General features: G+C 65.4%; 23 protein-coding genes. 6 read left to right on the plus strand and 17 right to left on the minus strand.

The features are described from left to right. Positions 1 to 61: 61 nt before the first annotated feature. The 3 genes from DL237_RS09195 to DL237_RS09205 are packed head-to-tail and all read right to left on the minus strand — an operon-like array spanning position 62 to position 2868. The gene (locus DL237_RS09195; protein ID WP_119398769.1) at positions 62 to 1366 is read right to left on the minus strand and encodes a TRAP transporter large permease; all 1305 of its coding nucleotides are present in this window, start codon (positions 1364 to 1366) and stop codon (positions 62 to 64) included. Further along, complete coding sequence (locus DL237_RS09200; protein ID WP_233544922.1) at positions 1359 to 1874, minus strand: TRAP transporter small permease; 516 nt, start codon at positions 1872 to 1874, stop codon at positions 1359 to 1361. Before DL237_RS09200 ends, DL237_RS09195 begins: the two co-directional genes overlap by 8 nt. 4 nt (positions 1875 to 1878) lie before the next feature. Beyond that, a complete protein-coding gene (locus DL237_RS09205) occupies positions 1879 to 2868 on the minus strand; it encodes a TRAP transporter substrate-binding protein (protein WP_119398770.1) in 990 nt (329 codons plus the stop codon). 245 nt (positions 2869 to 3113) lie between these two features. Between DL237_RS09205 and DL237_RS09210 the strand changes: the two genes are divergently transcribed. Beyond that, the gene (locus DL237_RS09210) at positions 3114 to 4040 is read left to right on the plus strand and encodes a LysR family transcriptional regulator (protein ID WP_233544923.1); all 927 of its coding nucleotides are present in this window, start codon (positions 3114 to 3116) and stop codon (positions 4038 to 4040) included. On the opposite strand, the gene DL237_RS09215 is transcribed toward DL237_RS09210, so the two are convergent. The 6 genes from DL237_RS09215 to DL237_RS09240 are packed head-to-tail and all read right to left on the minus strand — an operon-like array spanning position 4027 to position 9908. After that, on the minus strand, positions 4027 to 5280 hold the full coding sequence (locus DL237_RS09215) for a four-carbon acid sugar kinase family protein (RefSeq protein WP_119398771.1): 1254 nt from the start codon (positions 5278 to 5280) through the stop codon (positions 4027 to 4029). The genes DL237_RS09210 and DL237_RS09215 overlap by 14 nt on opposite strands. 2 nt (positions 5281 to 5282) lie before the next feature. Next, a complete protein-coding gene (locus tag DL237_RS09220; RefSeq protein WP_119398772.1) occupies positions 5283 to 6548 on the minus strand; it encodes a ribulose-bisphosphate carboxylase large subunit family protein in 1266 nt (421 codons plus the stop codon). Between the two features lie 4 nt (positions 6549 to 6552). Further along, positions 6553 to 7092, minus strand: coding sequence for a VOC family protein (locus DL237_RS09225; RefSeq protein ID WP_119398773.1), 540 nt, complete (start codon positions 7090 to 7092; stop codon positions 6553 to 6555). 10 nt (positions 7093 to 7102) lie between these two features. Beyond that, complete coding sequence (locus DL237_RS09230) at positions 7103 to 8380, minus strand: TRAP transporter large permease (protein ID WP_119398774.1); 1278 nt, start codon at positions 8378 to 8380, stop codon at positions 7103 to 7105. Further along, the gene (locus DL237_RS09235; RefSeq protein ID WP_119398775.1) at positions 8377 to 8895 is read right to left on the minus strand and encodes a TRAP transporter small permease; all 519 of its coding nucleotides are present in this window, start codon (positions 8893 to 8895) and stop codon (positions 8377 to 8379) included. The genes DL237_RS09230 and DL237_RS09235 overlap by 4 nt, the downstream gene beginning before the upstream one ends. Beyond that, a complete protein-coding gene (locus DL237_RS09240) occupies positions 8895 to 9908 on the minus strand; it encodes a TRAP transporter substrate-binding protein (RefSeq protein ID WP_119398776.1) in 1014 nt (337 codons plus the stop codon). The genes DL237_RS09235 and DL237_RS09240 overlap by 1 nt, the downstream gene beginning before the upstream one ends. Before the next feature lie 176 nt (positions 9909 to 10084). On the opposite strand from DL237_RS09240, the gene DL237_RS09245 reads away from it, so the two are divergent. Further along, entirely contained in the window at positions 10085 to 11122 is a 1038-nt protein-coding gene (locus tag DL237_RS09245) for a LacI family DNA-binding transcriptional regulator (protein ID WP_199672030.1), read from the plus strand. Positions 11123 to 11138: 16 nt separating this feature from the next. On the opposite strand, the gene DL237_RS09250 is transcribed toward DL237_RS09245, so the two are convergent. Continuing rightward, positions 11139 to 12011 (minus strand): LysR family transcriptional regulator, encoded by an 873-nt coding sequence (locus tag DL237_RS09250; protein WP_119398777.1) that lies wholly within the window; start codon positions 12009 to 12011, stop codon positions 11139 to 11141. Between the two features lie 125 nt (positions 12012 to 12136). Between DL237_RS09250 and DL237_RS09255 the strand changes: the two genes are divergently transcribed. Continuing rightward, a complete protein-coding gene (locus tag DL237_RS09255) occupies positions 12137 to 12409 on the plus strand; it encodes a hypothetical protein (RefSeq protein ID WP_119398778.1) in 273 nt (90 codons plus the stop codon). On the opposite strand, the gene DL237_RS09260 is transcribed toward DL237_RS09255, so the two are convergent. Genes DL237_RS09260 through DL237_RS09270 form a run of 3 tightly spaced genes read right to left on the minus strand, consistent with a single transcriptional unit; the run spans position 12398 to position 15594 of the window. Beyond that, on the minus strand, positions 12398 to 13039 hold the full coding sequence (locus DL237_RS09260; RefSeq protein WP_233544924.1) for a glutathione S-transferase C-terminal domain-containing protein: 642 nt from the start codon (positions 13037 to 13039) through the stop codon (positions 12398 to 12400). The genes DL237_RS09255 and DL237_RS09260 overlap by 12 nt on opposite strands. 3 nt (positions 13040 to 13042) lie before the next feature. Beyond that, positions 13043 to 14740, minus strand: coding sequence for a Rieske 2Fe-2S domain-containing protein (locus tag DL237_RS09265; protein WP_233544925.1), 1698 nt, complete (start codon positions 14738 to 14740; stop codon positions 13043 to 13045). Next, positions 14737 to 15594 carry an aromatic ring-hydroxylating oxygenase subunit alpha gene (locus DL237_RS09270; protein ID WP_233544926.1) on the minus strand — a complete coding sequence of 286 codons (858 nt, stop codon included), beginning with the start codon at positions 15592 to 15594 and terminating at the stop codon, positions 14737 to 14739. The genes DL237_RS09265 and DL237_RS09270 overlap by 4 nt, the downstream gene beginning before the upstream one ends. Before the next feature lie 282 nt (positions 15595 to 15876). Here DL237_RS09270 and DL237_RS09275 point away from each other — a divergent pair, with 282 nt between their 5' ends. From DL237_RS09275 to DL237_RS09285, 3 genes are all read left to right on the plus strand, one after another. Next, the gene (locus DL237_RS09275; protein ID WP_119398780.1) at positions 15877 to 16146 is read left to right on the plus strand and encodes a DksA/TraR family C4-type zinc finger protein; all 270 of its coding nucleotides are present in this window, start codon (positions 15877 to 15879) and stop codon (positions 16144 to 16146) included. A gap of 530 nt (positions 16147 to 16676) precedes the next feature. Further along, the gene (locus DL237_RS09280; protein ID WP_119398781.1) at positions 16677 to 18317 is read left to right on the plus strand and encodes a BCCT family transporter; all 1641 of its coding nucleotides are present in this window, start codon (positions 16677 to 16679) and stop codon (positions 18315 to 18317) included. Between the two features lie 434 nt (positions 18318 to 18751). Next, positions 18752 to 20959 carry an NADP-dependent isocitrate dehydrogenase gene (locus DL237_RS09285; RefSeq protein ID WP_119398782.1) on the plus strand — a complete coding sequence of 736 codons (2208 nt, stop codon included), beginning with the start codon at positions 18752 to 18754 and terminating at the stop codon, positions 20957 to 20959. Positions 20960 to 21091: 132 nt separating this feature from the next. On the opposite strand, the gene map is transcribed toward DL237_RS09285, so the two are convergent. From map to DL237_RS09300, 4 genes are all read right to left on the minus strand, one after another. Continuing rightward, positions 21092 to 21850 (minus strand): type I methionyl aminopeptidase, encoded by a 759-nt coding sequence (gene map, locus DL237_RS09290; RefSeq protein ID WP_119398783.1) that lies wholly within the window; start codon positions 21848 to 21850, stop codon positions 21092 to 21094. 191 nt (positions 21851 to 22041) lie between these two features. Continuing rightward, a complete protein-coding gene (locus DL237_RS20715; protein ID WP_199672031.1) occupies positions 22042 to 22206 on the minus strand; it encodes a hypothetical protein in 165 nt (54 codons plus the stop codon). Next, positions 22203 to 23345: a YeeE/YedE family protein gene (locus DL237_RS09295; protein WP_119398784.1), complete on the minus strand. Its 1143-nt coding sequence runs from the start codon at positions 23343 to 23345 to the stop codon at positions 22203 to 22205. The genes DL237_RS20715 and DL237_RS09295 overlap by 4 nt, the downstream gene beginning before the upstream one ends. Before the next feature lie 3 nt (positions 23346 to 23348). Next, entirely contained in the window at positions 23349 to 24302 is a 954-nt protein-coding gene (locus tag DL237_RS09300) for a sulfurtransferase (RefSeq protein WP_119398785.1), read from the minus strand. Positions 24303 to 25071 lie beyond the last annotated feature (769 nt).

Consider the following 25071-nt stretch of genomic DNA (forward strand, 5'->3'; position numbering starts at 1 on the left):
GCCCGGCTGGGCAGGACGGGACACCGCCGGCGGGGGAGGACCGCCGGCGGAGAGCTGGGTGTTATCCGAACATCGAATTGGGGATCAACAGGGCGATGCCGGGAAACAGGATGATCAGGATGATGCAGACGATCATTGCGATCAAAAAAGGCAGAACGCCGCGGAAAACAGTGGCCAAAGGCACGTTTTCGGCCACGTTTCGCACCACGAACACGTTCAGACCGACCGGTGGCGTGATCATGCCCATCTCGATCACGATCACGGCAATGACGCCGAACCAGATCGGATCGAAGCCGAGCGCCATGATCACCGGGTAGTAGATGGGCACCGTGATCACCAGCATTGCCAGGCCGTCGAGAAACATGCCGAGCACCACGTAGCTGAGCAGGATCACCAGCAGTGTGCCATAGGCACCGATCCCGAAGGCGTTCAGTGCCGCGCCGAGCGCGTTGGGGATATCGGTCAGCGCCAGGAAGGGGTTGAGGACGTTGGCCCCGACGACGATCATGTAGAGCATCGCCGTGGTGCGCACCGTATCCATCACCGCGCGGTTGAAACCGCCCAGCCTGATCGAACGCGTGGCGAAGGCGAGGATCACCGTCAGCGCCGCGCCGACACCCGATGCCTCGACCGGGGTGAAGACGCCGAGGTAGATGCCGCCGATCGACACGATGATCACCGTCAGCAGCGGCAGCGCCGTCATCAGCGCCCGCATGCGCGCCGCAAAGGCGACCTTTTCGCCCTTGGGTCCCTGTGTCGGGTCGATCAGGGTGACGACCCAGATCGCGACGATGAACAGCGCCATCATCAGCGCACCGGGCAGCACACCGGCCATGAACAGGCGACCGATCGATTCCTCGGTCAGGATGGCATAGATCACGAAGCCCGTGGACGGCGGGATCAGAAAGCCCAGCGTGCCGCCTGCCGCGATCGAGCCGGTCGAGATGCCGTCACCGTAGCCCAGGCGTTTCATTTCGGGCAGCGCCACCTTGCCGATGGTGACGGCAGTGGCCACGGAGGAGCCGGAGACGGCCGAGAAGGCCGCGCAGCCCATGACCGAGGCTGTCGCCAGCCCGCCCCGGAACCGCCCGACCCAGGCGTAGGCCGCATCATAGAGGCCGCGGCTGAAGCCGGCCTCGGAGCTGACGTTGCCCAGCAGGATGAACATCGGGATGACGATCAGCGAGTAGTTTGCCACGCTGGAATAGGTCTCGGTCATCATGATGGCGCCGGCGCGCCGCAGCCCGTCGATCCACCAGGTGCCGAAAAACCCGACCATCAGCATGGCAAAGGCAACGGGGGTGCGCAGGATCATCAGCCCGAACAGGGCGATGAACCCGAGGATTCCAATCGTCAGATCACTCATCTACAGGTCTTCCCGAAGCCAGAATATCAATAAGCTGAATGACGAAGACGACGATGCACAGGCCCATGCCCGCCGCGATCAGGCCGTAGAACGGCCAGATCGGCAGGGCCAGCATGTTGGTCGCATCGCCGAATTCACGCGCATCCAGCATCTTTGCCCAGGCGCGGTCCACCATGTAGTAGAGCACGACCAGAGACAGCGCGCGGGTCACCACATCGCCGGTAAAGCGCCCGACGCGCCCGATCAGGCGGTCAAAGATATCGGCCCGCACATGCTGGCCCGAGGCGGTCGTATAGGGCAGCGCCAGCATGGTCAGCGCCACGGCATTCAGCTGCACAATCTCATTGAGCCCAAGGATCGGGGTGGCAAAAAAGTACCGTCCCGCCACGCCGGCGGAAATGACGGCGACCATCGACAGCAGCAATAACCCTGCGACAACGGACAGAACGAGGGTCGTCCTGTCGGTGATCACCGACAGGACACGAACGGCTTGGGCGGCACGGCTCACCTGGTTACTCGCCTTTCAGCGCGTCGACCACGGCCTGCGCATCCACACCTTCGGCGGCGACATCCGCGATGACCGTCGGCACGATGCTTTCGGACGCGGCGTTGAAGGCGGCCAGGGCGTCACCTTCGGGGGTGATCACCTCGTGACCCTCCATCTCGGCAAACGAGGCGATGCCTTTTTCAGCAACCGTCAGCTGGGTTTGCTGGCCAAGAAGCGAGGCCTCCTTGCCCGCCTCCAGAACCGCCTGCTGGTCCTCGTCCGACAGCGCGCGGAAGGCATCGCGGTTCATCACGATGAAGAAGGGCGAATTCGTGCTCTCGATCCCGACGGTCAGGTACTTGGCCACTTCGCCCAGCTTGAACGCGTTGACGCCAGTGCCGTCGATCAGGGCCGCGTCGATGACGCCGGTCTGCATCGCGTTGTAAATGTCGGATACCGGCATCGACACCGGGGTCGCACCCCATGCCTCGACCATCAGGCCGGTGCTGCGCGAGGGGACGCGGATCTTCAGGCCCTTGACGTCGTCGAGGCTGCGCACGGCGGTGTCGCGGCTGAACAGATAGTTCTTGGCCGAGGACCAGAGCGCCACCAGCTGCACGCGACGGTATTCGGATTTGAACAGGTCGATATTGTCCCAGATGGTCTGGGTGCCCGTGGCCTCGTCCAGCACGCCGGGCAATTCGGCCAGCAACGTGACCGGAAAGGTCGAGGCAGTGTAGCCCGGCAGGCTGACGGCCAGATCCGCGACACCATCCAGCGCGCGCGAATATTGCTCGACCGGGCCCGCGCCCAGTTCGCCGCCGTTGTACAGGCGCACGGTCACGTCACCGCCAGACTTTTCCGCGACCATATCGGCAAAAGGCTGAAAGGTGCCTGCCGTGTAGGGGTGGCCACCGGCCAGGAAGTTGGCGAATTTCAGTTCCTCGGCGGACGCGGCCGCGCCTGCCAGACCAAGGGCGACCGTCGCCGCCGTGATCGTCTTGATGATACCCATGAGTTCCTCCCGAAGTGTGCCAGGGCGATCCGGCCAGTTACCGAAACATCCCTGCTTGAAATCTCGTCTCTGCTGAGGGCGTGGCCGCAGTGGCGGCTCTTCACCACGCGCGGCCAGTCCAGAGGTGTCCGTGATCCAAGCCGCCTTGCGCCCGGATCATGTCCGTCCTTCCCCCACGGACTGCGTCCTCAGTGACTGGGGACTATACAAAGGTTAGTCTTGTGGACAATTTATGCTGAATGGACATGGCGTTCAGAAAACTGAACGATGGAGGGGCGATGAAGTGGAATATCGACGACGTGCCGGTCTTTTTGGCGGTGGTGGAAAAGAACGGGATCTCGGCGGCGGCCCGGGCACTGGATATGCCGAAATCCACGGTCTCCGCTGCACTTACGCGGCTTGAGCAGGCTCTGGGCCTGCGCCTGATCGACCGGAATTCGCGCAACCTGCGCGTGACGGGCGAAGGCGAGACGTTCCATCGGCAGGCTGTTCTGATCATGGAACAGGTCCGCGAAACCGACGCGGCGATGGCCGGGCTGACCTCGGTTCCGTCGGGTCGCCTTGTCGTCGCCCTGCCCCCGGCCTTCTGCCAGGAGCGCGTTGCGCCCCACCTGGCAGAGTTCCGGCGCGAGAATTCGCAGGTCGAGCTTGAGCTGATCGTGACGAGTCGCGGCGTCGACATGGTGCGTGAACAGATCGACGTAGCCATCGTCGTGGGCCCGCAGAACGACAGCGACCTGATCTCGAAATTCCTGGTGTCCGGTCCGCTGCTCTGGGTGACGACGCCGGCGTACCTGGCCGCGCAGGGGGTCGATGCCGATCTGCGCGATCCGCTGCCGCATGTGCATATCTGCGAAAAGCGGTATGGCCAGCGCCGGATGCCGGTTCAGCGCGACGGTGTCATGGGCGAGATCGACCTGTCGCATGGCATTACCCACGTCAACGATCCGCTCGTGGTCCGCAGTGCCGTTCTGAACGGGGCGGGCATTTCGCCGCTGCCCGAAATCTACTGTCAGGGTCCGCTGCAAGACGGGTCGCTGATCGAGGTCTGTCGCAACGTCGCCTTTGATCCGGCGGCGGCCAAGCTGTCGGTCGTCTATCCCAGCCGTCGCCTGATGTCGCCGAAGGTGCGGGTTTTCCTGGACTTCCTCGACAGGATCAGCCGGATCTAGCCTGCGACCCCTCGTCAGCGGCCAGTGCGGCAAAGGCGTTGAACAGACCGTCTTCGCCCATCTGACCGCCCTTCAGCATCAGGCGCATCCCGTCCAGCGCCGCGTCGCGGTGAACCGCACGGCACAGCCCGACCCCCGGCGCAATCGGCGCCAGATAGTCGATCGCGGTCATGTTCAGCGCCGCGCAGATCCGGCTTGAGGTATCGCCCCCCGCAATGCCCAACCAGCCGACCGGATGCCGGGCGACGACCCGGGCCAGCAGCGCACTGGACAGCGCCGCAAGGCGTTCGGGCGGCATGGCATAATCGCTCTGCGGATCCAGATGCAGCAGAACCGGCGCGCCCTGCCCCAGCATCGCAGCGGCCTGCGCCTCGACCGCGCCGCCGCCGCGCAACGCCTCTGCCGTCACCTCCAGCCGGGAAAAGCGGCCTGCGGCAGCAACCTGAGCCCGCGTCAGGGCCGACCGGCTGCCCGCGAACACCAGCACGTTCCGGTTCGGCGGGGCCACCTCCGTCACCGGCACGGGCGAACGCTCGACTGCTTCCCAGGTCAGTGCCTCGGCCACGGAACTGGACCCGATCAGCAATTGCCGCCCCCCCCGCAGCACCAGCGCCGCGCCGATCCTGCGAATATGTTCCTGTGACACGGCGTCCAGGAACACCTGTGCCTGACCGCTGAGCGCCGCTTGCAGATCTCCGATCTGCGGCGCACCGATCAGATGCAGACCAGTCAGCCCCTGCGCGGCCAGATGTCGCGTCAGATCCGCCTCATGCATGGGTGTGACCGGGTGGTCGCGCATGATGGGATGCCGGTCGATGCGATAGACCACGCCATCCGGTCCACGTGCAAACAGGGTGCCGAACACGGCGTAACGCCCCAGGCTCGGCTGCCCACCGATCACGGCCAGCAGGTCCGGGCGAAATGCCTCTTGCAAGGCGCGCGCCGCCGCGCCGATCGACCCGATATCGGGGTGGCTGTCAAAGGTCGAACAGACCTTCAGATGCACCTGCGACGGGTGCAGGGCCGCCAGCGATGGCCAGAACCCCGCGATTTCGCGCCGCGCCTCGTCCGGCCCGATCGCCCGCAACGCGGTGGCCAGACCGACAACCTCCAACCCCTCCGCCTCGGCGGCGCTCGGAGGTTTTAGGAACAGCCGCGCCCGCCAGCCCGCACGCGCAAAGGTCGCCAGGGTATCCGAGGCCCCGGTAAAATCATCTCCGATAAAGACGACCGGCCCCACGGTCAGTGCCCCCCGAAAAAGCCGATGGCCGCCGCCAGCGCAGGTCGGGTTTTTGCCGCCTCGTGCAATGTCAGCCCCTCCTGCGCCGCCGCATAGGCATCGCGCAGGCTGTCGATCCCCGCCTCCGGCCCGTCTGGATGCGCCAGGATGCCGCCCCCACACATGAACATCAGATCCGGGCTCTGCGCCGCCTCCAGCGTCACCGGCAAGGTGCCCGCCCATTGGCCGGAGGAAAACGCTGGCATCACCCGATCGTCGGGTCCATCCGCGCACAGCGGTTGCAAACAGGCCCGCGCCGCCTCGGTCACCTCCTCCACACTGTCGACGAACTTGCCGCCGATGCCATGCACGTGCATGTGGTCGATCCCCGCCAGCCGGTAAAGCGTGTGATAGGCCTGAAACCCCATCCCCAGCCGGGGATGCCGGCTCATCGCGCCAAAACCGTTTCGATGTGCATGGATGGCCAGCGGCGTATGGGCGCGCAGCGTCTCCATCCCCGACAGGCCGACCCAGTTCATGCTGGCCATGACGCAGGACCCGCCCTCGGCCGCCACCAGATCGGCATGGCGGCGCATCGCATCCACCTCGTCACTGATGTTGAAGGCCATCATGACCTGCCGCCCCGTGGCCTCGCGCCACTTGCGGATCACGGCCATGACAGCGGGCACACGTTCGGCCAGTGGCGCCCAATCGGGATTGGCGCACACCTCGTCATCCTTGATGAAATCGACGCCCGCCGCACAGAGGCGATCCACCAGCGCGGCAATCTCTGCACTGCGCAACCCCACGTTCGGCTTGATGATCGTGCCAAAGATCGGCCGGCCCTGCACGCCCGTGCTGGCCCGCGTCCCCGCTATGCCCTGCCGGGGCAGCGCATAGCGCGTGCGATAGCTGGCCGGGATCTCCAGCGCGACCAGCTTCAGCCCCGTCACCTCCCCGATATCATAGAGGTTGCCCGAAACGGTCGCCGCCAGGGTCGCAAGGTTTCGCCCGATATTGCCCGTGGGAAAGGCGATGCGCACGCGCGCGAAGCGCCAAGGCCCGCAGGCCTGCGCCCGTTGCAGAAAGGCCGAATCCAGTGTCGGCGCGCCCGCCTCGCCCAGCACCTCGACCGACAGCACCTCGGCGGCGGATCGCGCGCGCACCTCATCCGTTTCGCCCGCGACGCGCACGAACGTGCCGCTGGATTGCTCGCCCGCCATCATCGCCGCGACGCGCGCCACATCGACCGGCGTTTCGACCAGGTACTCCGCGATGACCCGTTCCATGCGCTTACAGCTTGCTCAGGTCAGGAAAGGGGCGCACCGGGTCGGTGCCGTCCCAGCCCACGCTTGCGTCACGGATCATGTCGAACATCGTGCCCTTTGGCCCCAAAACCTCGGACAGTTCGATCACCGTGCCGGGGTGATGTTCTTCGGCAAAGTAAGCGAACCGCCCGTTCACACCGACCTCGCCCGACATTTTCAGGGTAAAGCCCCGGTCCAGCATCATTTGCAGGTCGGCCTCGTAGGTCTTTGTCCAGAAGGCAACATGCTGCAAACCGCGCAGACCCCTGGCCATGAAATCGCGATACATCGAGGGCACGTCGTTGCGGCACTGGATCAGCTCGACCTGCATCGCCCCGGAATTGGCCAGCGCGACCGAATTGTGCGGCTGATAGCTTTGCCCGTCATAGAGGTAATTCTCGATGGGAACCTGCGGGTTATAGAACCACGGGCCAACGCCCATGACCTCGGACCAGTGCTTCATGCCCGCCTCGATATCGTCGACGACGTAGCCGAGCTGTCGGATCGGACCCAGAAAAGTGCTCATGTCAGCAGCCTCATTGCATCAGGTGATTGGGCAGCCACGTCGACAGGGCCGGAACGGCCGAGACCACGACAAGGGCCACCAGAAGGGGAATGAAAAATGGCATCACGCCACGAATGACGGTGCCGATCGGCATCTTCGTGATGATCGAGATCATGTAGAGGCTCATCCCCACCGGCGGCGTCAGCAGCCCGATCATCAGGTTCAGCACAAAGACGATGCCCAGTTGCAGCGGGTCGACCCCGGCCTGCACCAGCGCCGGCGCGATGATCGGGGCAACGATCAGGATAGCGGCGATGCTCTCCAGAAACATTCCCACGGCCAGCAGCAGGATATTGACCAGCAACAGCAGCAGCAGCGGATTGTCGGTAAGGCTCAGCAAAAAGGCACTGGCCTTCATCGGCACCATGTCCAGCGTCAGCACCCAGGCAAACAGCGCCGCCGCCGCCACGATGAACAGGATGTTCGCCGTCGCCTCGACCGTCTCGCGCAGCGCCAGCATCACGCGGCGGATGCTCAGCGTACGATACAGGCCAAAGCCGATCACCAGCGCATAGGCAACAGTCACACCCGCCACCTCGGTCGGTCCGAAATATCCGCTCATCAAGCCGCCGATCAACAGGACGGGGGCCATCAGCGCCGGAAAGGACACCACGAATTTCTTGGCCACATCAATCGGTTTCGGGCGGATCGTGTCGCGCGGCAGCCCCTTGACGCGGGCGACGATGGCGACCTGCACCATCAGCAGAACCGTCAGCAGCAGCGCCGGCACGATCCCGGCCAGCAGCAGCTTGACCGCGCTGACATTGGCGACGCTGGCGTAGATGATGATCGGGATCGAGGGCGGAAAGATCGGCCCGATGGTCGCTGCCGCCACGGTCAGCCCGGCGGCAAAATCCTCTCGGTAGCCCTGCTTTTTCATCTGGTCGATCTGGATCTTGCCGAGCGCCCCGATATCGGCCAGCGCCGCGCCCGAGATGCCGGAAAAGATCAGGCTGACAAAGATGCTGACCTGCGCCAGCGCGCCGCGAAACCGCCCGAAGATCATCCGCACCAGATCGAACAGATGCGTTGTCACCCCCATCGCGTTCAGCAGGCTGGCCGCCAGGATGAACAGCGGCACCGCCAACAGGGGCGAACTGTCCAGCGCGTTCAGGCTGCGCTGCGCCAGCACCGACACCGGCAGGCCTTCGGTGATGATCACCACCGCCGACGGCAGCGCCAGCGCCACGGCCACCGGCGCGCCCAGGACCAGCAGCCCCAGGAACAAGGTCAAGAGAAGCAGGCTCATTGAGGAATATCCACCGGATCGGTCAGTTCGGGCAGGCGGCCTGTCAGCAGCTCGATCATGCGAAACGCCATGACCACCGCCAGCAGCGCCGTCCCGATCAGCGCAAGGCTGTAGTAAAAGTAGTTCGGCAATTGCAGCGCCGGGGTCAGGAACTTGCCCGCGCGCGGCAGGAACGCGGCAAAGCTCCACAACAACAGGCCCGCGCAGACCAGCACCGACAGATCCGAAATCACCGCCGACACCATCTGCGCCCGCCGTCCCAGCATGTCGGGCACCATGGTGACCGACACCAGCACGCGCTGGCTGGCCAAGGCCGGGATGCTCAGGAACACCATGCCGATGCCGCTGAAGCGTGCCAGCTCATCCGCCCAGGGCAACCCCAGATCCAACAGGTTGCGCGCGCCGACCTGAACGACGACAATGGTGGCCATCAGCGCCAGCAGCGCCATGCCGATGCCCACCCCCAGCTCGGTCAGCCGCGCCAGAACGGCGCGACCGGTTCGCAGTGCGGACATCAGGCGATTTTCCCGATCATGTCGTAGATCTCGCCGTAGCGCTCGCCGAAGCGTTCGCTGACCAGCGTGCTGACCGAGGCACGGAAGGCCTCCAGATCCAGACCATCCTCGGCCCCGATCACATTCATGCCCAGATCGCGCAGCGCCTGTGTTTCGGCCTCTTCATTGTCCAGAATCGCCTTGGTCGCCTTGATCCGGGTGGCCTCGGCGGCGGCCTGCACGGCGGCCTGTTGCGCGGCGCTCAGCCCCTGCCAGACGCTTTCATTCATCACGACCATCTCGGCATTGGTCATATGGCCCGTCAGCATCAGGTTCTTCTGAACCTCGTACAACTTGACGTTCAGCACGACGTTGACCGGGTTTTCCTGCCCCTGCACCACGCCGGTGGCCAGCGCCGTCGGCACTTCGGACCAATCGACCGGCACGGCCACTGCGCCCATGCCCTCGACCGCGGTGGTATACATCGGGAACGGCACGGCCCGGATCTTGACCCCCGCCAGATCGGCCGGGCTCCGGATCTCCTTGTTGCAGGTCAGGTTCCGCTTGCCGAAGTAATGCGAATAGATCACCCGCACGCCGGCGGCGGCGATCAACCCTTCGTTCAGCATCTGCATGACGGGCGAACTCACGTCCGTCACCTTCATCAGGTGATCGACGTCGCGGTACAGATAGGGCGTGTCCAGCGCGCCAAAGGGTTCGTACAGCGACCCGATGCCCCCGGCGGTGTTGTGCGAAAACGCGATGGTGCCAAGGCTGACGGCCTCGGCCAGTTCCTGCAACTTGCCCAGCTGGCTGGCGGGAAAGACCTGGACCTCCATGTCGCCCCCCGATGCCTCGGCCAGTGCCTCCGCGAACCAGTCGGCCTGTGCGCCCGCGACGCTGGCAGGTTCGTTGTTGTGACCATAGCGCAGCGTGGTCTTGGCGCTGGCCGCCAATGGCAGACCGGCGACCATCGCGGCACCGGCGCCCATGGCCAGCACGGACCGGCGGTTCATCTTGTCGAATTGTGTCATATCATCCTCCCTGGATTTCAACGCATCGCCCCGGCGACAATATTGATGGGTTTTGAGGGTCAAAGCACCCCTTTCCCCACAAACCCGATGCCGCTGAAACTGTATTCTCCCACTCTTGACCGAGGCTAATTTTCCCCTCACCCTAAGTCAAAGTCTTTGGATTGAGGGTTTCTGAGGTGTCTGACGTTTCCAGCCAGCCATTGCGCCCCCAGCTGGCCGACCTCGCCGCGCGGGCGGGCGTGTCGCTTGCCACGGTCGATCGGGTGATCAATCGCCGCAAGGGGGTCAAGGAACGGACGCGCCGGCACGTGCTGGCGGTGGCCCGCGACATCGGCCTGCTCAGCGCCGAGGAGCTGGCGGCGTTCGGCGCGACCCGCCCGCCCAATATCGTCTTCCTGCTGCCCTCCGGCTCCAACCCCTACCTGCGGCTGCTGGGGGAAATGGTGCGCGCCCGCGTCGCCCAGAACACCGATGGCGCGCCGGAACTGCGATGCTTTTTTATCGAAGGCTTCGACCCCGCCGCCCTGGCCGCCGCCCTGCGGCGCAACGCCCGTTGGGCCGATGGCATCGCCTTCTTCGGCCTTGATCACCCCGACGTGCGCGAAGCGGTCAGCGACATTGCCCGCGGCGGCACGCAACTGGTCAGCATCGTCTCCGACCTCGGCCACCCCGGCGTGTCTGCCTATGTCGGCATGGAAAATCGCGGCGTCGGACGGGCGGCGGGCTATCTTCTGGGCCGCTTCGTGACGCAAAAGGTCGGCGCGGTCGCCCTTGTCGCGGGATCACGCCACTATCGCGCGCATTCCGAACGTGAGGCCGGGTTCCTGTCGATTCAGGAGGAGCTGTTTCCCCATCTGCGCGTCGTCGGGATGCGCGAAGGCCACGACGACAGCGGCCAGAACTACCGCCACACGGTCGAGCTGCTGGACCAGCACCCGGACCTTGTCGGCATCTACAACGTCGGCGGATCGTCGGGCGGCATCGCGCGGGCGCTGGCCGAACATCGGCGCCACGATATCGTCTTCATCGGTCATGGGCTGACGCCCGACACCCGGCGGGCGCTGCTTCAGGGGACGCTGGACGTGGTGTTCAACACCGACCCCACCGCGCTGATCGATCAGGCGATCGCGGCGATCCGCAGCCCCGGCGCGCCCGTACCGCCCATCAAGCTGGACATCGTGCTGCGCGAAAACCTCCCCCCTGGCGACGGCTAGGCGCGTCTCGCTCCGCTCAGGCGGCCGCGCCAGCCAGCGGGCGAAACGCCGCGCGCAGCTCCGCCGCCAGCCCTCGCGCGGCCTCTGATGCGCCGCGCGGGTTCATGTACAGCACGACCGAGGACACGTCGATCACCGCAAAGCCTTCGTCCTGCGTCAGCTCGCGACAGCCCGGCGGGATCGTGCTGCGGGTCATCGGCACGATCGCCAGCCCCGACCGCACGGCAATCTGCATCCCGCCGGACGTGTCGCATTCGAACGCCACACGATAATCGACCCCGGACCTGTCCAGCGCCGCCATCGCATAATCCCGGCACCAGCAGGAATGGAAATAGCTCGCCACCGGCAATGGCTTGCACAGGTGCTGCTCATGCGTGACCGAGGTCACCCAGACGGTCGGGTCGACGCAGATCACCTCTCCCTTCGTGGTATCGCTGGATTCAAAGACGACGGCCAGATCCAGCAGGTCCGCCTCCAGCGCCGCCATCTGCGGCACGGAATAGTCGCACCGGGCGGAAACCTCGACCCCCGGCTGGCGTGACGCGAACCCCGCCAGCGCGCGCGGCAGAACACTCTCGCCGTAATCCTCCGGGATGCCGACGCGCAGCGGCCCCTGCAAAGGTCGCTCGCGCAGCGACACCGCCGCATCGTCCAACAGCCGCACGACCCGCGTCGCATAGGGCAACAACTGCTTGCCACGCGCCGTCAGCACCAGCCCGCGCGGGCGGCGCTCAAACAGGCTCTGGCCCAGGCTTTCCTCCAGCCGCCGCAATTGCATCGAGATCGCGGATTGCGTGCGCCCGATGCGCCCCGCCGCCGCCGTGACGCTGCCCGTCTCGGCCAGAACCAGGAAACTGCGCATCAATTCCGAATCGAGTGGTGCCGCCATGGATGTCCTCCGCCACATCAGCAAAACCGATACCAGCCATAAGGCTTATTCGTTTGCCTGATGCCCAGCGTTACGAAATGCTGCCCCTCGACGCAACACGCAATACCGCCCTTCGGAGATGTCCAATGCACAGCTCGATCCTGATCGACCCGCGCGTCATGGCGCGCGGGCAACGCCGCCGCCATGCCCGCCTTCAGCGCCTCTGGCAGGGGGTCAAAGCCGCAATCGCCGCCCGGCGCGCCCGGGCGCAGCGCCGCCGCTCCATGGGGTTCCTTGCCCTGCGCGACGACACGCGCCTGCTGCGCGACATCGGGCTGGATCGCGCCGACCTGGAAACGCTGCTGCGCGACCCCGAGCCGCCGCAGGACCCGGCGCGCACGCACCGATCAGAGTGCTGAACTGGTCGGAAATACGCCGGACATCACGGTAAACCCCTCCAGCCGCTTGACCCGGTCGATCCAGCGCCGGATCGCCGGGTAATCCTGACGCGAAATCCCGCCATCCTCGCTCAGCACGACATGCGGGAAACAGGCGATATCCGCGATGGTCGGGTGGGTGGCGGAACACAGCCAGTCGCGCCCCTCGACCTCGCCGAACCACAGGTGCTGGTCGATCACCCGCAACAGCGCCTCGGCCCCCGCGCGCGCCGCCTCGGCGTCACCATCCGCGAACATTGTCTCGATCAGCCGGGCCTGCCCCGCCGTCGCCGCCAATTCGCCCGCGACCGCCATCCAGCCCGCGACCTCACCGCGCAGAACAGCCGTGTCCGGTGCCCAGTGCCCGGTCGGGTCATACGCGGCCGCAAGATAGCTCAGAATGCCCTGAACCGTGCCAAAGCGCAGCGTGCCATCTTCCAGCAACGGCAGCCGCCCCAGCGGATTGATCGCGCGGAATTCCGGGGCCAGATGGGCAGCTTCGGGATAGAAATCCACCGCCTCGGTCTGGTAGGTCACGCCCAGCAGGCTCAGCATCAGGCGCGCGGCATAGCACTCGGCGTGCAATTCGAAATCATACAGCTTCATCGCCATCCCTCAGATATCCAGCACCAGACGCGCCGATCTCGCGCGGCTGACGCAGGTCATGATCTGGTCGTTCGCGGCGCGTTCCGCCGCGCTCAGATAGACATCCTGATGCTCCGGCTCGCCCTCCAGCACGCCACAGACGCAGGTGCCACAAGCGCCCTGTTCACAGGACGAGGGCACGTCGACGCCGTTCTCCTGCAACACCTCCAGAATGCTGCGCCCGGCAGGCACCTGCAATGTCATTGCCGACCGCGCCAGCGCGATCTCGAAAGAGGTACTGTCGTCGATCACCTCGGGGTTGGCGAAATACTCGAAATGCACGGCCTCTTCCGGCCACCCCGCGCCCGCCGCGATCTCTCGGGTGGCGGTCAACATCGGCGCCGGGCCACAGACATAGACGTGGTGCGAAAAGGCATAGCCCGACAGGATATCGCCCAGCACCGCGCCGGTCCCTGCCGCGTCCAGCCCAAGGTGGCGCGTCACGGCCAGCCCCGCCAGCCGGTCGGCAAAGGGCACGTGGGCCTCGCTGCGCGCAAAGACATGCAGCGCGTAAGGAATGCCCTGCACCTGCAACGCCTGCGCCATCGCCAACATCGGGGTGATGCCGATCCCCCCCGCAATCAACAGCACCTTTTCACTGTCGCGCCGCAGGGGGAAATTGTTGCGCGGCGCGGAAATGGCCAGCACATCGCCCTCGCGCACATCCCCGTGCAGACAGACCGACCCGCCGCGCCCCGCTGCATCGCGCTTGACGCCGATGGTATAATCGCTCTCGCCCGGGGCATTGGTGATCGAATACTGTCGGCTCATCCCGTTCGGCAGATGCACGTCGATATGCGCGCCCGGCTGAAACGCCGGCAACACGCCGCGCACCGCCCGCAGCTGAAATCCCGCGACGTCCTGCGCCGCGTCCCATTTCCGCGCCACCTGAACCCGCAACTCGGCCTTGGGGCCCGACCGCGCCCGTGCCGGCATCTCGGCCAGCGCCGCATCGACGGGTTGAAAACCGACCTCTAGCGGCGGAGGCGCCACCTCGCCAGAGGCCTCGATCCGGTCGCGCAACCCGCACAGCACCCCGTCGTGGTAACGCAGTGCCGCCATCCTGTCGTCCGGCTGGGCCAGCAAGACCCCGCGCAACACGCATCGATGCGCATCCAGCGGCTGCACAAAGACCACCAGCCCCGCCTCGGCAAAGCTGACCGAGGCTGCACCGATCGCACGTGCGTCGGGCAACAGCCCCTCGGCCAAGGCCAGCGCCACCCCCGGTGCGGCGTTCACCGGCACCGGGCGCAACACCAGCGGATCAGCCCCCGCCAACACCTCGGGCAGCGCGAACTCCGCCTCGGGCGCGACCGAAGACCAGACCATCCCCGCCGCCTCGACAGCGTCATAAGTCCGGTTGCAGATCGTGCGCGCCGGCGCATCCGCCGGGTGCGCCGGGATATAGGTGCATCCGGCCGAGCGGCTGGAATACCGCCAGCCATGATACAGACAGCGCAGTTCCCGCCCGTCATTCAACCCCAGCGACAGGCGCACCCCGCGATGCAGGCACCGGTTTTCCCAGACGTTGACAAAGCCGTCATCGGCCCGCCACACGGCAAATTCGCGGCCCAGCAGCTGGCCGTGAAACACATGCCGCGTCGGCAGGTCCGAAGACGCGGCAATCGGGTGCCAACCGGCAAGATCCAGCATCTCCATCGCCCTCATGCTCCCGCCGGGATCACGCCCCAGCCCAGCCCCTTGGCGGCCAGCCAGCGCCGATAGGCAATCGCGCTCTTGTCGGCGCGGATCGGCGTCTCGGCGCGTGGGTCCAACGGCAGGCGGCGCGGATACTGGTTCTCCAGGATCGGCTTGTCCTGTCCGAAGATGGTCTGCTGAAAGCTGCGGATATCCAGGTCCGTGCTCGCGTCATCGATGATGCACATGCCGGTATGGGCGCGGATCTTCTCCTGACCCATCGGCTGCACGAAGATATAGATCGCATCCAGCCGCGTCTCGTCCACCGGGCTGGACTTGTACAGGACCGAGCAATTGGGATGCGGCACGCGGTAGATATATTCCACATCCGCCCCCTCGTCCGACGACACGGCGGCCTTCGGCTGATAGAACCGGCACCGCGTCGCCAGGATCTCGTCCCGGCTCTGGGAAATCTCGACGTCGTATTCCTTGACCTCGGTATGCGGCTCCTCGCCCAGGATGCCCGTGTGCACATAGGGAAAATGCCCCATGTCGAGGAAATTCTCGATCGCCCGCCCGGCCGACACCTGCACCCCGAAGACTCCCGTCACCACAAAGCGCCGGTCCGCCTCGTCAAACTCGGGAAACGGAAACAGCGGCGCCGGTGCCGTCCCGAAACTGGCCCAGACATAGCCGTATTGCACCAGGGTCTGCACCGGCGCGCTGTCGCACAGCACGCGCGCACCGCCCGCCGCGCGGACGATCTCGACCGGCCGATCCAACAGCACGGTGCGGCACCGCCCGGCACCGCGCAATTCATCCAGCGACACCACCGGGTGCCAATGCTCCAGCATCACCGTATCGGTGCAGGGCTGTGCCATCATGTGGTGCTCCTCGGCATGTGGTGCTCCTCGGCCTCGTCTCTCGTCATGCACCTGCCCTGATCCCGGTACGCACCCCGGATCAGGCAGTCACGCCATCCTAGCCAAGTCTTTCGACCGAACCAAGATGCCCTCCCCCGGGATATTGCCCCCCCTTTTCCCGCTCCCCCCTTCTCGCGCCCCCATTAACCCGCGCAGCGCCACCCCGCCAACGCAACGGTGGCATTCGCGCAATTTCCACCTAGATCATGCCCAGGGATCGAAACCAACGAAAGGCAGGGCGTCATGGCAGGCGGATGGTCGCGCGACGGCGCGGTAAGTGAACAGATCGAGGCATCTATCGCAGATGAACTGGCGCGCCTGAAATCGCGGCGCGCCCCTGTCGGCGACAGCCTGACCCATTGCGCCGAATGCGAAGAACCGATCCCCGAGGCCCGCCGCGCCGCGCTCCCCGGCGTCAAGCTCTGCATCGATTGCCAGCAGGACCGCGACAGCCGCAAGACCCAACGCGGCGGGATCAACCGCCGCGGCTCCAAGGACAGCCAGCTCAAGTAGCTCCCCCCAACGCGCGCCGCCCAGCTCCCCCAACGCGCGCCACCCGGCTCTCCCCAATGCGCGCCGCCCGGCTCTGCGCCACCCCCCTCGTTTCCCTGGTGGAAATATCCCGGGGGTCCGGGGGCAGGCCCCCGGCACCGGCCATCCCGCGCGCTGCTTTCCGCACAGGGCGCTCCCCGGCACCAGGTCATATCCGCAGAACAGCCCGGCGGTCGTCGGCGGCCCGACCGCAGCGCTCATGGGGCCCGCGGCCCCTACACCGGACGCAGCCCCGGTCGCGCAAAATAATTTCTGCCCGGTATGCGTGTGCACGCCACCCAAATTGCCTTGAAAACATAAGGATTGCCCCGCCCAGGCAACAGCACCACCAACAGATCCCACACGGCATGATTGTCCCTTGGTGGACTTCACCCCACCCCTCCCCTAGTGTTTCTCTCACGCAAGCTCACAGAGGTGTGAAAACCCGACACTCGCGTCGGCGCCCATTGCCCGGTCGCCGAACGCCGATACGAAAGACAGGAGTACGTTATATGGACGAACCCGATGGCACCCAGGGCATCCCGGCCCCAGAGGGCGCAACGGAGCTCATCGACACCGATTACGAGATAGGGCAGGACAACGTCGAAGGCAGCGTCGGCCCCTTCGGCTTCGACATCCACAACCCGGTCTTCATGATCTCGGCACTCTCGATCGTGGCCTTCGTCTTCTATGCACTTGCGCTGCCGGAACAATCGGCGGCGATCTTCGGCTGGCTGCGCCCCTACCTGACCTCGACCTTCGACTGGTTCTTCCTCAGCGCGGCGAATATCTTCGTGCTGTTCTGCCTGTTCCTGATCGTCAGCCCCTGGGGCCGCGTGCGTCTGGGCGGCAAGGACGCGACGCCCGACTTCACGTACATCGGGTGGTTCGCGATGCTGTTCGCCGCCGGCATGGGCATCGGGCTGATGTTCTTCGGTGTGCTGGAACCGGTCTATCACATGGCGGTTTCCAGCCCGCTCGGCACGCCCTCGCCCTTCGACGCCGATGGCAACCTGATCCCGGAAAACATCGAACGCGCCAAGGCCATGGGCCTGGCCGGCACGATCTACCACTGGGGCCTGCACCCCTGGGCCATCTACGCCGTCGTGGCGCTGGCCCTGGCCCTGTTTTCCTACAACAAGGGCCTGCCGCTGACGATCCGCTCGGCCTTCCATCCGATCTTCGGGGATCGCGTCTGGGGCTGGACCGGACATGTCATCGACATCCTCGCGGTCTTTGCCACGCTGTTCGGCCTTGCCACCAGCCTCGGCTTCGGCGCGCAACAGGCCAACGCCGGGCTGAACCACGTCTTCGGCATTCCCGTCGACACCACCGTGCAGGTCATCCTGATCACCTGCATTACCGCGGTGGCGCTGGTATCGGTGCTGCGCGGCCTCGACGGCGGGGTCAAGCTGCTGTCCGAGGTCAACATGGGCCTTGCGGCGCTGCTGCTGCTCTTCGTGCTCGTCGTCGGCCCGACGCTGGCGATCATGACCGACTTCGGCCAGGGCATGGTTGCCTACGTCAAGGAAATCATTCCCCTGTCCAATCCCATCGGGCGCACGGATGACGATTACCGCAACGGCTGGACGGCCTTCTACTGGGCCTGGTGGATCAGCTGGTCACCCTTCGTCGGCATGTTCATCGCCCGCGTCTCGCGCGGTCGCACGGTGCGCGAATTCATCACCTGCGTGCTGATCATCCCCTCGCTGGTCTGCGTGCTCTGGATGGCCGTGTTCGGCGGCGTCGCCATCGACCAGGTGATCTCCGATCCCATCGGTTCCGCCGTCAAGGCGCAGGTCATCGACAGCTACAACCCGCCGCTGTCGCTGTTCGCGATGCTCGACGATCTGCCGTTCACCGGCGTCACCTCGATCATCGCCGTGGTGCTGGTCATCGTGTTCTTCGTCACCTCGTCGGACTCCGGTTCGCTGGTGATCGACACGATCACCGCTGGCGGCAAGGTCGACGCACCGGTGCCGCAACGGGTGTTCTGGGCCACCTTCGAAGGGGCCGTGGCCATCGTGCTGCTGCTCGGCGGTGGCCTCGGGGCGCTCCAGGCGATGGTGATCTCCACCGGGTTGCCGTTCACCCTGGTGCTGTTGCTGATGTGCGTGGCGATCATCAAGGGCCTCAGGTCGGAACCACGCTGAGCCGGCGACAAGCCTGCTCATGACCCTGAATGGCGCGGCGCAGATCCTGCCCGCGCCATTCTTCTGCCAACCACATGCCACGGCACCGCCGCTTTGCCGCCCCGATGTCGTCCGGACTTCGCGCCGATACCAGGCAACGGGCCCTCCCCCGGCCGCAGCACCTCGCCCCGCGCCATGCCGGCACATCCGCGATCCAGTTCCGCGCGCGCCCGCAAGATCCCCCCAAAGACCCCCGCAAGATCCACCCAAGATCCCAATGGCCGCCCTGTGCACGGTTGATCTCGCCCGCGTCCCGCTCTAGGGAATATCGGGACGGACATTTTCAGACTGTACCGCGCTCTCCCCGACGTATCCGCCGGGTCAGACAGCACAGACGTTCACCGCCACAGCCCCAGCGGGCAAAGCTTCCAGATTTGGAAAAAGGGTAAGAAAACATGGCCAAGACGACTTCCCCCGACATTGTGTATACCAAGGTAGACGAAGCCCCCGAGCTCGCCAGCGCCTCGCTGCTGCCGATCATCCGCACCTTCGCCGCCGCCGCCGATGTCACCTTCGGCACCCGCGACATCTCGCTCGCCGGGCGCATCATCGCCACATTTTCCGACGACCTCCCCGAAGATCAGCGCCAGGACGATGACCTCGCCATCCTCGGCGAACTGGTCAAGCAACCCGACGCCAACGTCATCAAGCTGCCCAACATCTCGGCCTCCGAACCCCAGCTTGTCGCCGCGGTGAAGGAGTTGCAATCGCAAGGCTATGCCCTGCCCGATTACCCCTACTCCCCCGCCACGGACGCAGAAAAAGCCGTGCGCGCCAAGTACGACAGCATCAAGGGCTCGGCCGTGAACCCCGTTCTGCGCGAAGGCAACTCCGACCGCCGCGCCGCCGCCGCCGTCAAGAACTACGCCCAGAAGAACCCGCACCGCATGGGCGAATGGCTGCCCGACAGCAAGACCCGCGTCTCCTCCATGTCCGGCGGCGATTTCTTCTCGAACGAGAAATCCAGCACCCTGGCCGATGCCGCCAAGGCCAAGATCGTGCTGACCGCCACCGACGGCACGGAAACCGTGCTGAAGGACGGCGTCGCCTACCCGGCCGGCACCGTGGTCGACGCGACCTACATGTCGGCCAAGGCGCTCGACGCTTTCCTCGCCAAGGAAATCGAATCGACCAAGGCCGAAGGCACGCTGTTCTCGCTGCACATGAAAGCCACGATGATGAAGGTCTCGGACCCGATCATCTTCGGCCACGCGGTCAAGGCCTGGCTGAAGCCGGTCTTCGACAAACACGGCGACACGCTGGCCGAACTGGGCGTCAACCCCAACGCGGGCCTCGGCGCGCTGCTGGAACGTGTCAAGGACGCCCCCGAGATCGTCTCTGCCATCGAAGAGGTCCGCGCGACGCGCCCCGACATGTACATGGTGAACTCCGACAAGGGCATCACCAACCTGCACGTCCCCTCCGACGTCATCATCGACGCCTCGATGCCCGCGCTGATCCGTGCCGGCGGCAAGGGCTGGGGCCCGGACAACCAGGAACACGACGCCAACTGCGTGATCCCCGATGACAGCTATGCCCCCGTCTATGACGAGACGATCAAGTATTTCAAGGAAACCGGCAAGCTGGACCCCGCAACCTGCGGCACCGTGCAGAACGTCGGCCTGATGGCGCAGAAGGCCGAGGAATACGGCTCTCACCCCACCACCTTTGAAATCCCCGCCGATGGCGTGGTCCGGATGATCCTTGAGGACGGCACCGTCCTGCATGAACACACCGTGGAAAAAGGCGATATCTGGCGCTCGGCCTCGGCCCGCAAGGCCCCGATCGAAGATTGGGTCAACCTCGCCATCGCCCGGCAAAAGGACATGGGCTGCCAGGCCATCTTCTGGCTGGACGAAAACCGCGCCCACGACGCCGAGCTGATCGCCTACGTCAAGCCGATCCTCGAGGCACAGGGCGTTGCGGACAAGTTCCAGATCCTCGCCCCGCGCGAGGCCACCCGCCTGTCGCTGGAAACCATACGCAAGGGGGAAAACTCCATCGCCATCACCGGCAACGTGCTGCGCGACTACCTGACCGACCTGTTCCCGATCCTCGAACTGGCGACCTCGGCCAAGATGCTGTCCATCGTCAAACTGATGAATGGCGGCGGGCTGTTTGAAACCGGTGCCGGTGGCTCGGCCCCCAAGCACGTCCAGCAGCTGATGGAAGAAAACCACCTGCGGTGGGATTCCTTGGGCGAATTCTGCGCCTTGGGCGAAAGCCTCAAGTTTCTGGCAGAGAGCAAGAACAACCCCAAGGCCCGCGTCCTGGGCCAGGCGGTCGATGCGGCCACGCAGGGCATTCTGGATGACAACCGCTCGCCCTCGCGCAAGGTGGGCGAGCCTGACAACCGCGACAGCCACTACTGGTTCGCCCGCTACTGGGCACAGGCCCTGGCCGATCAGAAGGACGACGCAGAACTGGCGGCGCATTTCACGCCGATCGCGAAAAAGCTGGTGGAAAACGAAAAATCCATCACGTCCGAGCTGGCCGAGGCCCAGGGCAAGCCCGTCGATCTGGGCGGCTACTTCCACGGTGACCCGGAAAAGACCGAAGACGTCATGCGGCCCAGCGAAACGCTGAACATGATCATCGGCTAAGGGCATGGGGACCGGGCCGCGTGCCCGGCCCTTCGTCCCCCCTGCCGAAACAGGAAAAGCCCCGGCGTCGCGCCGGGGCTTTTTCTTTTGGCGGCGGCATCGGCACCCCACGCAGACTGCGCGGGCGGCGTGTCAGCCGGGCTGCGTCACGATCAGGGCACCGCGTCGGGTCGCAACCACGGTATGTTCGTACTGCACGACCGGTGCGGGCGGCGTGCTGAACAGCGTCCATTCGTCATCGCCCGTGTCGCCGGTATCGGCCCATAACCCGCCGCGCGACAGGAACGGTTCGACCGTCAGAACCAAACCGTTGGCGATCCGCCGCTTGTCGCCGCGTGTCGGCCATGTCGGGATCTCGCCGGGGTCCTCGTGCAACGACCGCCCGACCCCGTGACTGGCCAGATTGCGGATCAGAGTATAGCCGCGCTTGTCCGCGAACTTTCCAATGGCGTTCCCGATGCCCGCCAGCGGCCTGTCGGCCCCGACCTGCGCGATGCCGATCTGCATGGCGCGCTTGCCATCCCGGCACAGCCTGTCCAGCGATGGTGCGACCGCTCCGACGCGAAAGGTCGCGCCCGTATCCGCGAAATACCCGTTCTTGCTGGCGGAGACGTCGATGTTCACCAGATCGCCCGCCGCGATCACCCGCGCGCCGGGAATGCCGTGGGCGATCTCTTCGTTGACGCTGATGCAGGTCGCGCCGGGAAAATCATAGGCCTGTTCCGGTGCCGAAACGGCCCCCTCGCGGTCCAGCAGACCGCGACCGATCTGGTCCAGCTCGCCCGTCGTCATGCCCGGTTCCATCGCGCGGGCCATCGCGTGCATTGTATTGGCGACAATGCGGCCAATGACCTTCAGCGCCTCCAGGTCGTCTTCCTGCGTGATCGTCACGATTCGATCCTTTCCGCCCCACGGGGCCTCGCCAAATTGCCGTTGCGACCTATCCCGCGGGCCCAGTGGTATGGGTGCAGATTGCACCGTTCACATACCGCTCGGATACCGTTCTGATACCGACGTGCGAATTTCGCGATATCAAGGACTTAGCCACCTCACACCGACACCGGGCACCGCCGGTGCCGACGTCACTGCGGAAGTGCGCCGCAGAACCCCCCGCTCGCCACCTGACCGGAGCCGAGCGCAAAGGCCGCCGGCGCCTGATAGGGGTTCAGCCGTGCCGTACCCTGGTCGAACAGCACCAGCCCGACGATGAACAACAGGCTCAGGCTGGCCGTTACCTTGCGTGTCATCGCCGTGCCTCCAACCCCAGTCGCGGCCGTAGCCAGATGCCGACAAATGCCCCCAGAAATGCCATCACGAACCACGCCCAGCCATGCAGACTGCCTGTCGAGATGCCCGAAAAGAACGCCCCGACATTGCAGCCGAACGCGATCCGGGAGGAATAGCCCAGCAGCAGCCCAGCCACAATGGTCGCCCCCCAGGCCCGCGCCGGAAGCTTTGGAATGCCCTGTTCCAACCCACCGCGACGCCAGGCCGCGACACCAAAGGCTCCGGCGATAATTCCTATGTTTGTCAACGATGTAATGTCGGTCAGGATGCTATCGTTCAGTCGCGCAACAGTGCCGGGCGCGCTCCAGAAAGCCGAGCCGGACAGGTCCGCGCCCAGGGCCACGCCGACCTTCGCCGTCCATAGCCCGAGGCCGTAGACCACGCCCCAAGGTTGCCCCGAGACGACAAGGTTCGCCACGGCCAGCGCGGCAATCGCCAGCGCCGCAATCAGCAGGCGGCGCGGCATCCGCCGGGTGCCCGGCTTGCCCAGAAGCAACAGCACGCCCGCAACCAGCGCCAGCGCGATCAGCGTCACGACCAGCCCCGATGTGCCCTTCAGCACCAGGATGGGCAGCGCCCCGAGGTTGGTCCACCACACCATGCCGTAGGCGCCGAAAAAGCTGCCGATGGCGAAGAAAGGCAGCGCCAGCAGGCTGACAGGATTGCCGCTGCCGGCATTGACCAGGGTGCCAGAGCCACAGCCCAGCACCACCTGCATCGCCGCACCAAAGACAAAGGCACCCCCCAGCATGGCAAAGCCGATCGGCGCCTCAGCCCCCGACATCTCGCCCGGATGGGCCGCAAGCAACGGAAAGGCAACGACAGAAACCAGTGCGATTGCAAGCAGTTGAGCGAGGATGCCCGCAGGCTCGCGCCGCAGGATCATGGCGCGCCAGGGCCCGGCGAAACCGAAACGCAGCCCTTCGAGCGCGATGCCGAAGCCAAGCCCGACGGCCAGCAGCAGCCCGTAACGCGCCCCTCCGAACAAGGCCAGCGCGGCAATCATGACCAGCGCCGCCGCGATCAGCAGAGGACGCGGCAGGAACGGCGAAGGGGCCGCCTCAGCGGCAGCCCCCGTTGTTTGTGTGATCACCGTCATGGCTTAGTCGCCCTTGAGCTGGTTCATGAGATTTTGCAGCAATCCCGGTGTGTTGGCCATCTCGTGATCGGTCTGAGAGTAGCCGACCATGGAGTCTGGATAGAGCTTGACGTTCGGCACACCCGCCAGTTCGGACAGGGCGAACCAATCGGTCGCGGCCCAATGGCCGGTGTTGCAAAAGGCGACGACCTCTTCATCCGTGTTCAGACCGAACTTTTCCGCCAAAGATGCGGCCGAGGCGCTGTCGGTGATCGACGGCGTGCCGGGCACAAACCATTCGGAATGCGCGACATTTTCCGCTCCGGGCAGGGTGCCGGGGCGGGAAGCCGCGCCGTGGGATTGCTTGCCTTCGTAAAAGGCGGCGGGACGGGAGTCGACCAGGACGGCGTTGCTGTCACCATCGACGATCGAGGCGACCTCGTCGGTGTCGGCCAGCCATTGGTGAGAAAAGGTGATGTCGATATCCGATTTCACTGGCGTCACGGGGTCCGCGTTGGTGGGAAAACCGGCCGCGGCCCAGGCATTCATGCCGCCGTTCAGGATGGCAAGCTGGCTGACTCCGCTGGATTTCAGGGTCCAGTAAACCCTTGCAGCAGCACCGAAATCCGAGTCGTCCGAGCCTTGGTGCACGACGACGACAGGGCGGGATTTGGTGATGCCGAGGTCTTGCAGCGTCGCTTCCAGCTTGTCTTCGGGAACGAGCTGGCCGGGATTGCTGGCCGGACCGCGAAACAGGCCGTAGGGGGCCGAGACGGCACCGGGAATGTGACCCTTTTCATAGACATCGCCACGGATATCCAGCACCAGTGGCGCGCTTTGGCCAAGGTCATCGGACAGGGCACTGGGGGTCACGAGGGGGCCGAAATCATTGGCGGCAAGGCCCGTGGAAGCAGAGCTGACGGCAAGGCCGGCCGCGAGGCTGGCGGCGGTCAGGGTGGAGCGAAGGAACGTCTTCATCGGAATGTCCTTTGGTAATGCGTTGCCGTCTATTTCGGCCTTTTTATGCAGGAAAACAAGGGCTTTTGGCGCGCAAGCCCGCGTCGCATCCGGGCAGATTTCCGGGGCATGCCGCCGGGGCGGCCACGGGATCACCTTCGGGATCGCTGTTGCTGGAACCTGCGCCCGGCTTTGCCAGCCTAGCCGGAACGGCATTCTTTTTCCAGTGCTCGGCAGGGCGGCGCGGGGCCAGACCACCCCCTCCGGCGGGCGACAAGGGGGCGGTGGGGCGGTTCGATGAAGGGGCCGTGACGCGGCAGTGCGCGAGGGGGGAAAAGCCGGGAATTCGGCACCGATGTCGGTATCGCGCCCGTCAGGGGGGCCAAGCCCTTGGAATCACGAGATTCGCACGTCGGTATCAAGGCGGTATCCGAGCGGTAACTGAACGGTATTTTTTTACGCTTTGGCTGGCCCCAAGGCCCCGTGGCAGGGGCCGCCGTGTTGTCCCCCGGCGGATTTCACGCCAGACAATAGGGAGGCACCGCAATAGGGAGACACGGCAGGGGGAGCACCGCAGGGGGAAGTCCGCAGGGGGAGGTCCAGCAGGCGGGCGTCCAGCAAAGGGGGGGCCAGCAGGTGGAGGCCCCGCCCGGCCCACCACACCACTGCAACACGCCCGCAACACCCACGCGCCAGACCCTCAGACCCTCAGACCCTCAGACCCTCAGACCCTCAGACCCTCAGACCCTCAGACCCTCAGACCCTCAGACCCTCAGACCCTCAGACCCTC

It is taken from the genome of Pseudooceanicola sediminis, assembly GCF_003575965.1.
Taxonomy (GTDB): Bacteria; Pseudomonadota; Alphaproteobacteria; order Rhodobacterales; family Rhodobacteraceae; genus Pseudooceanicola; species Pseudooceanicola sediminis.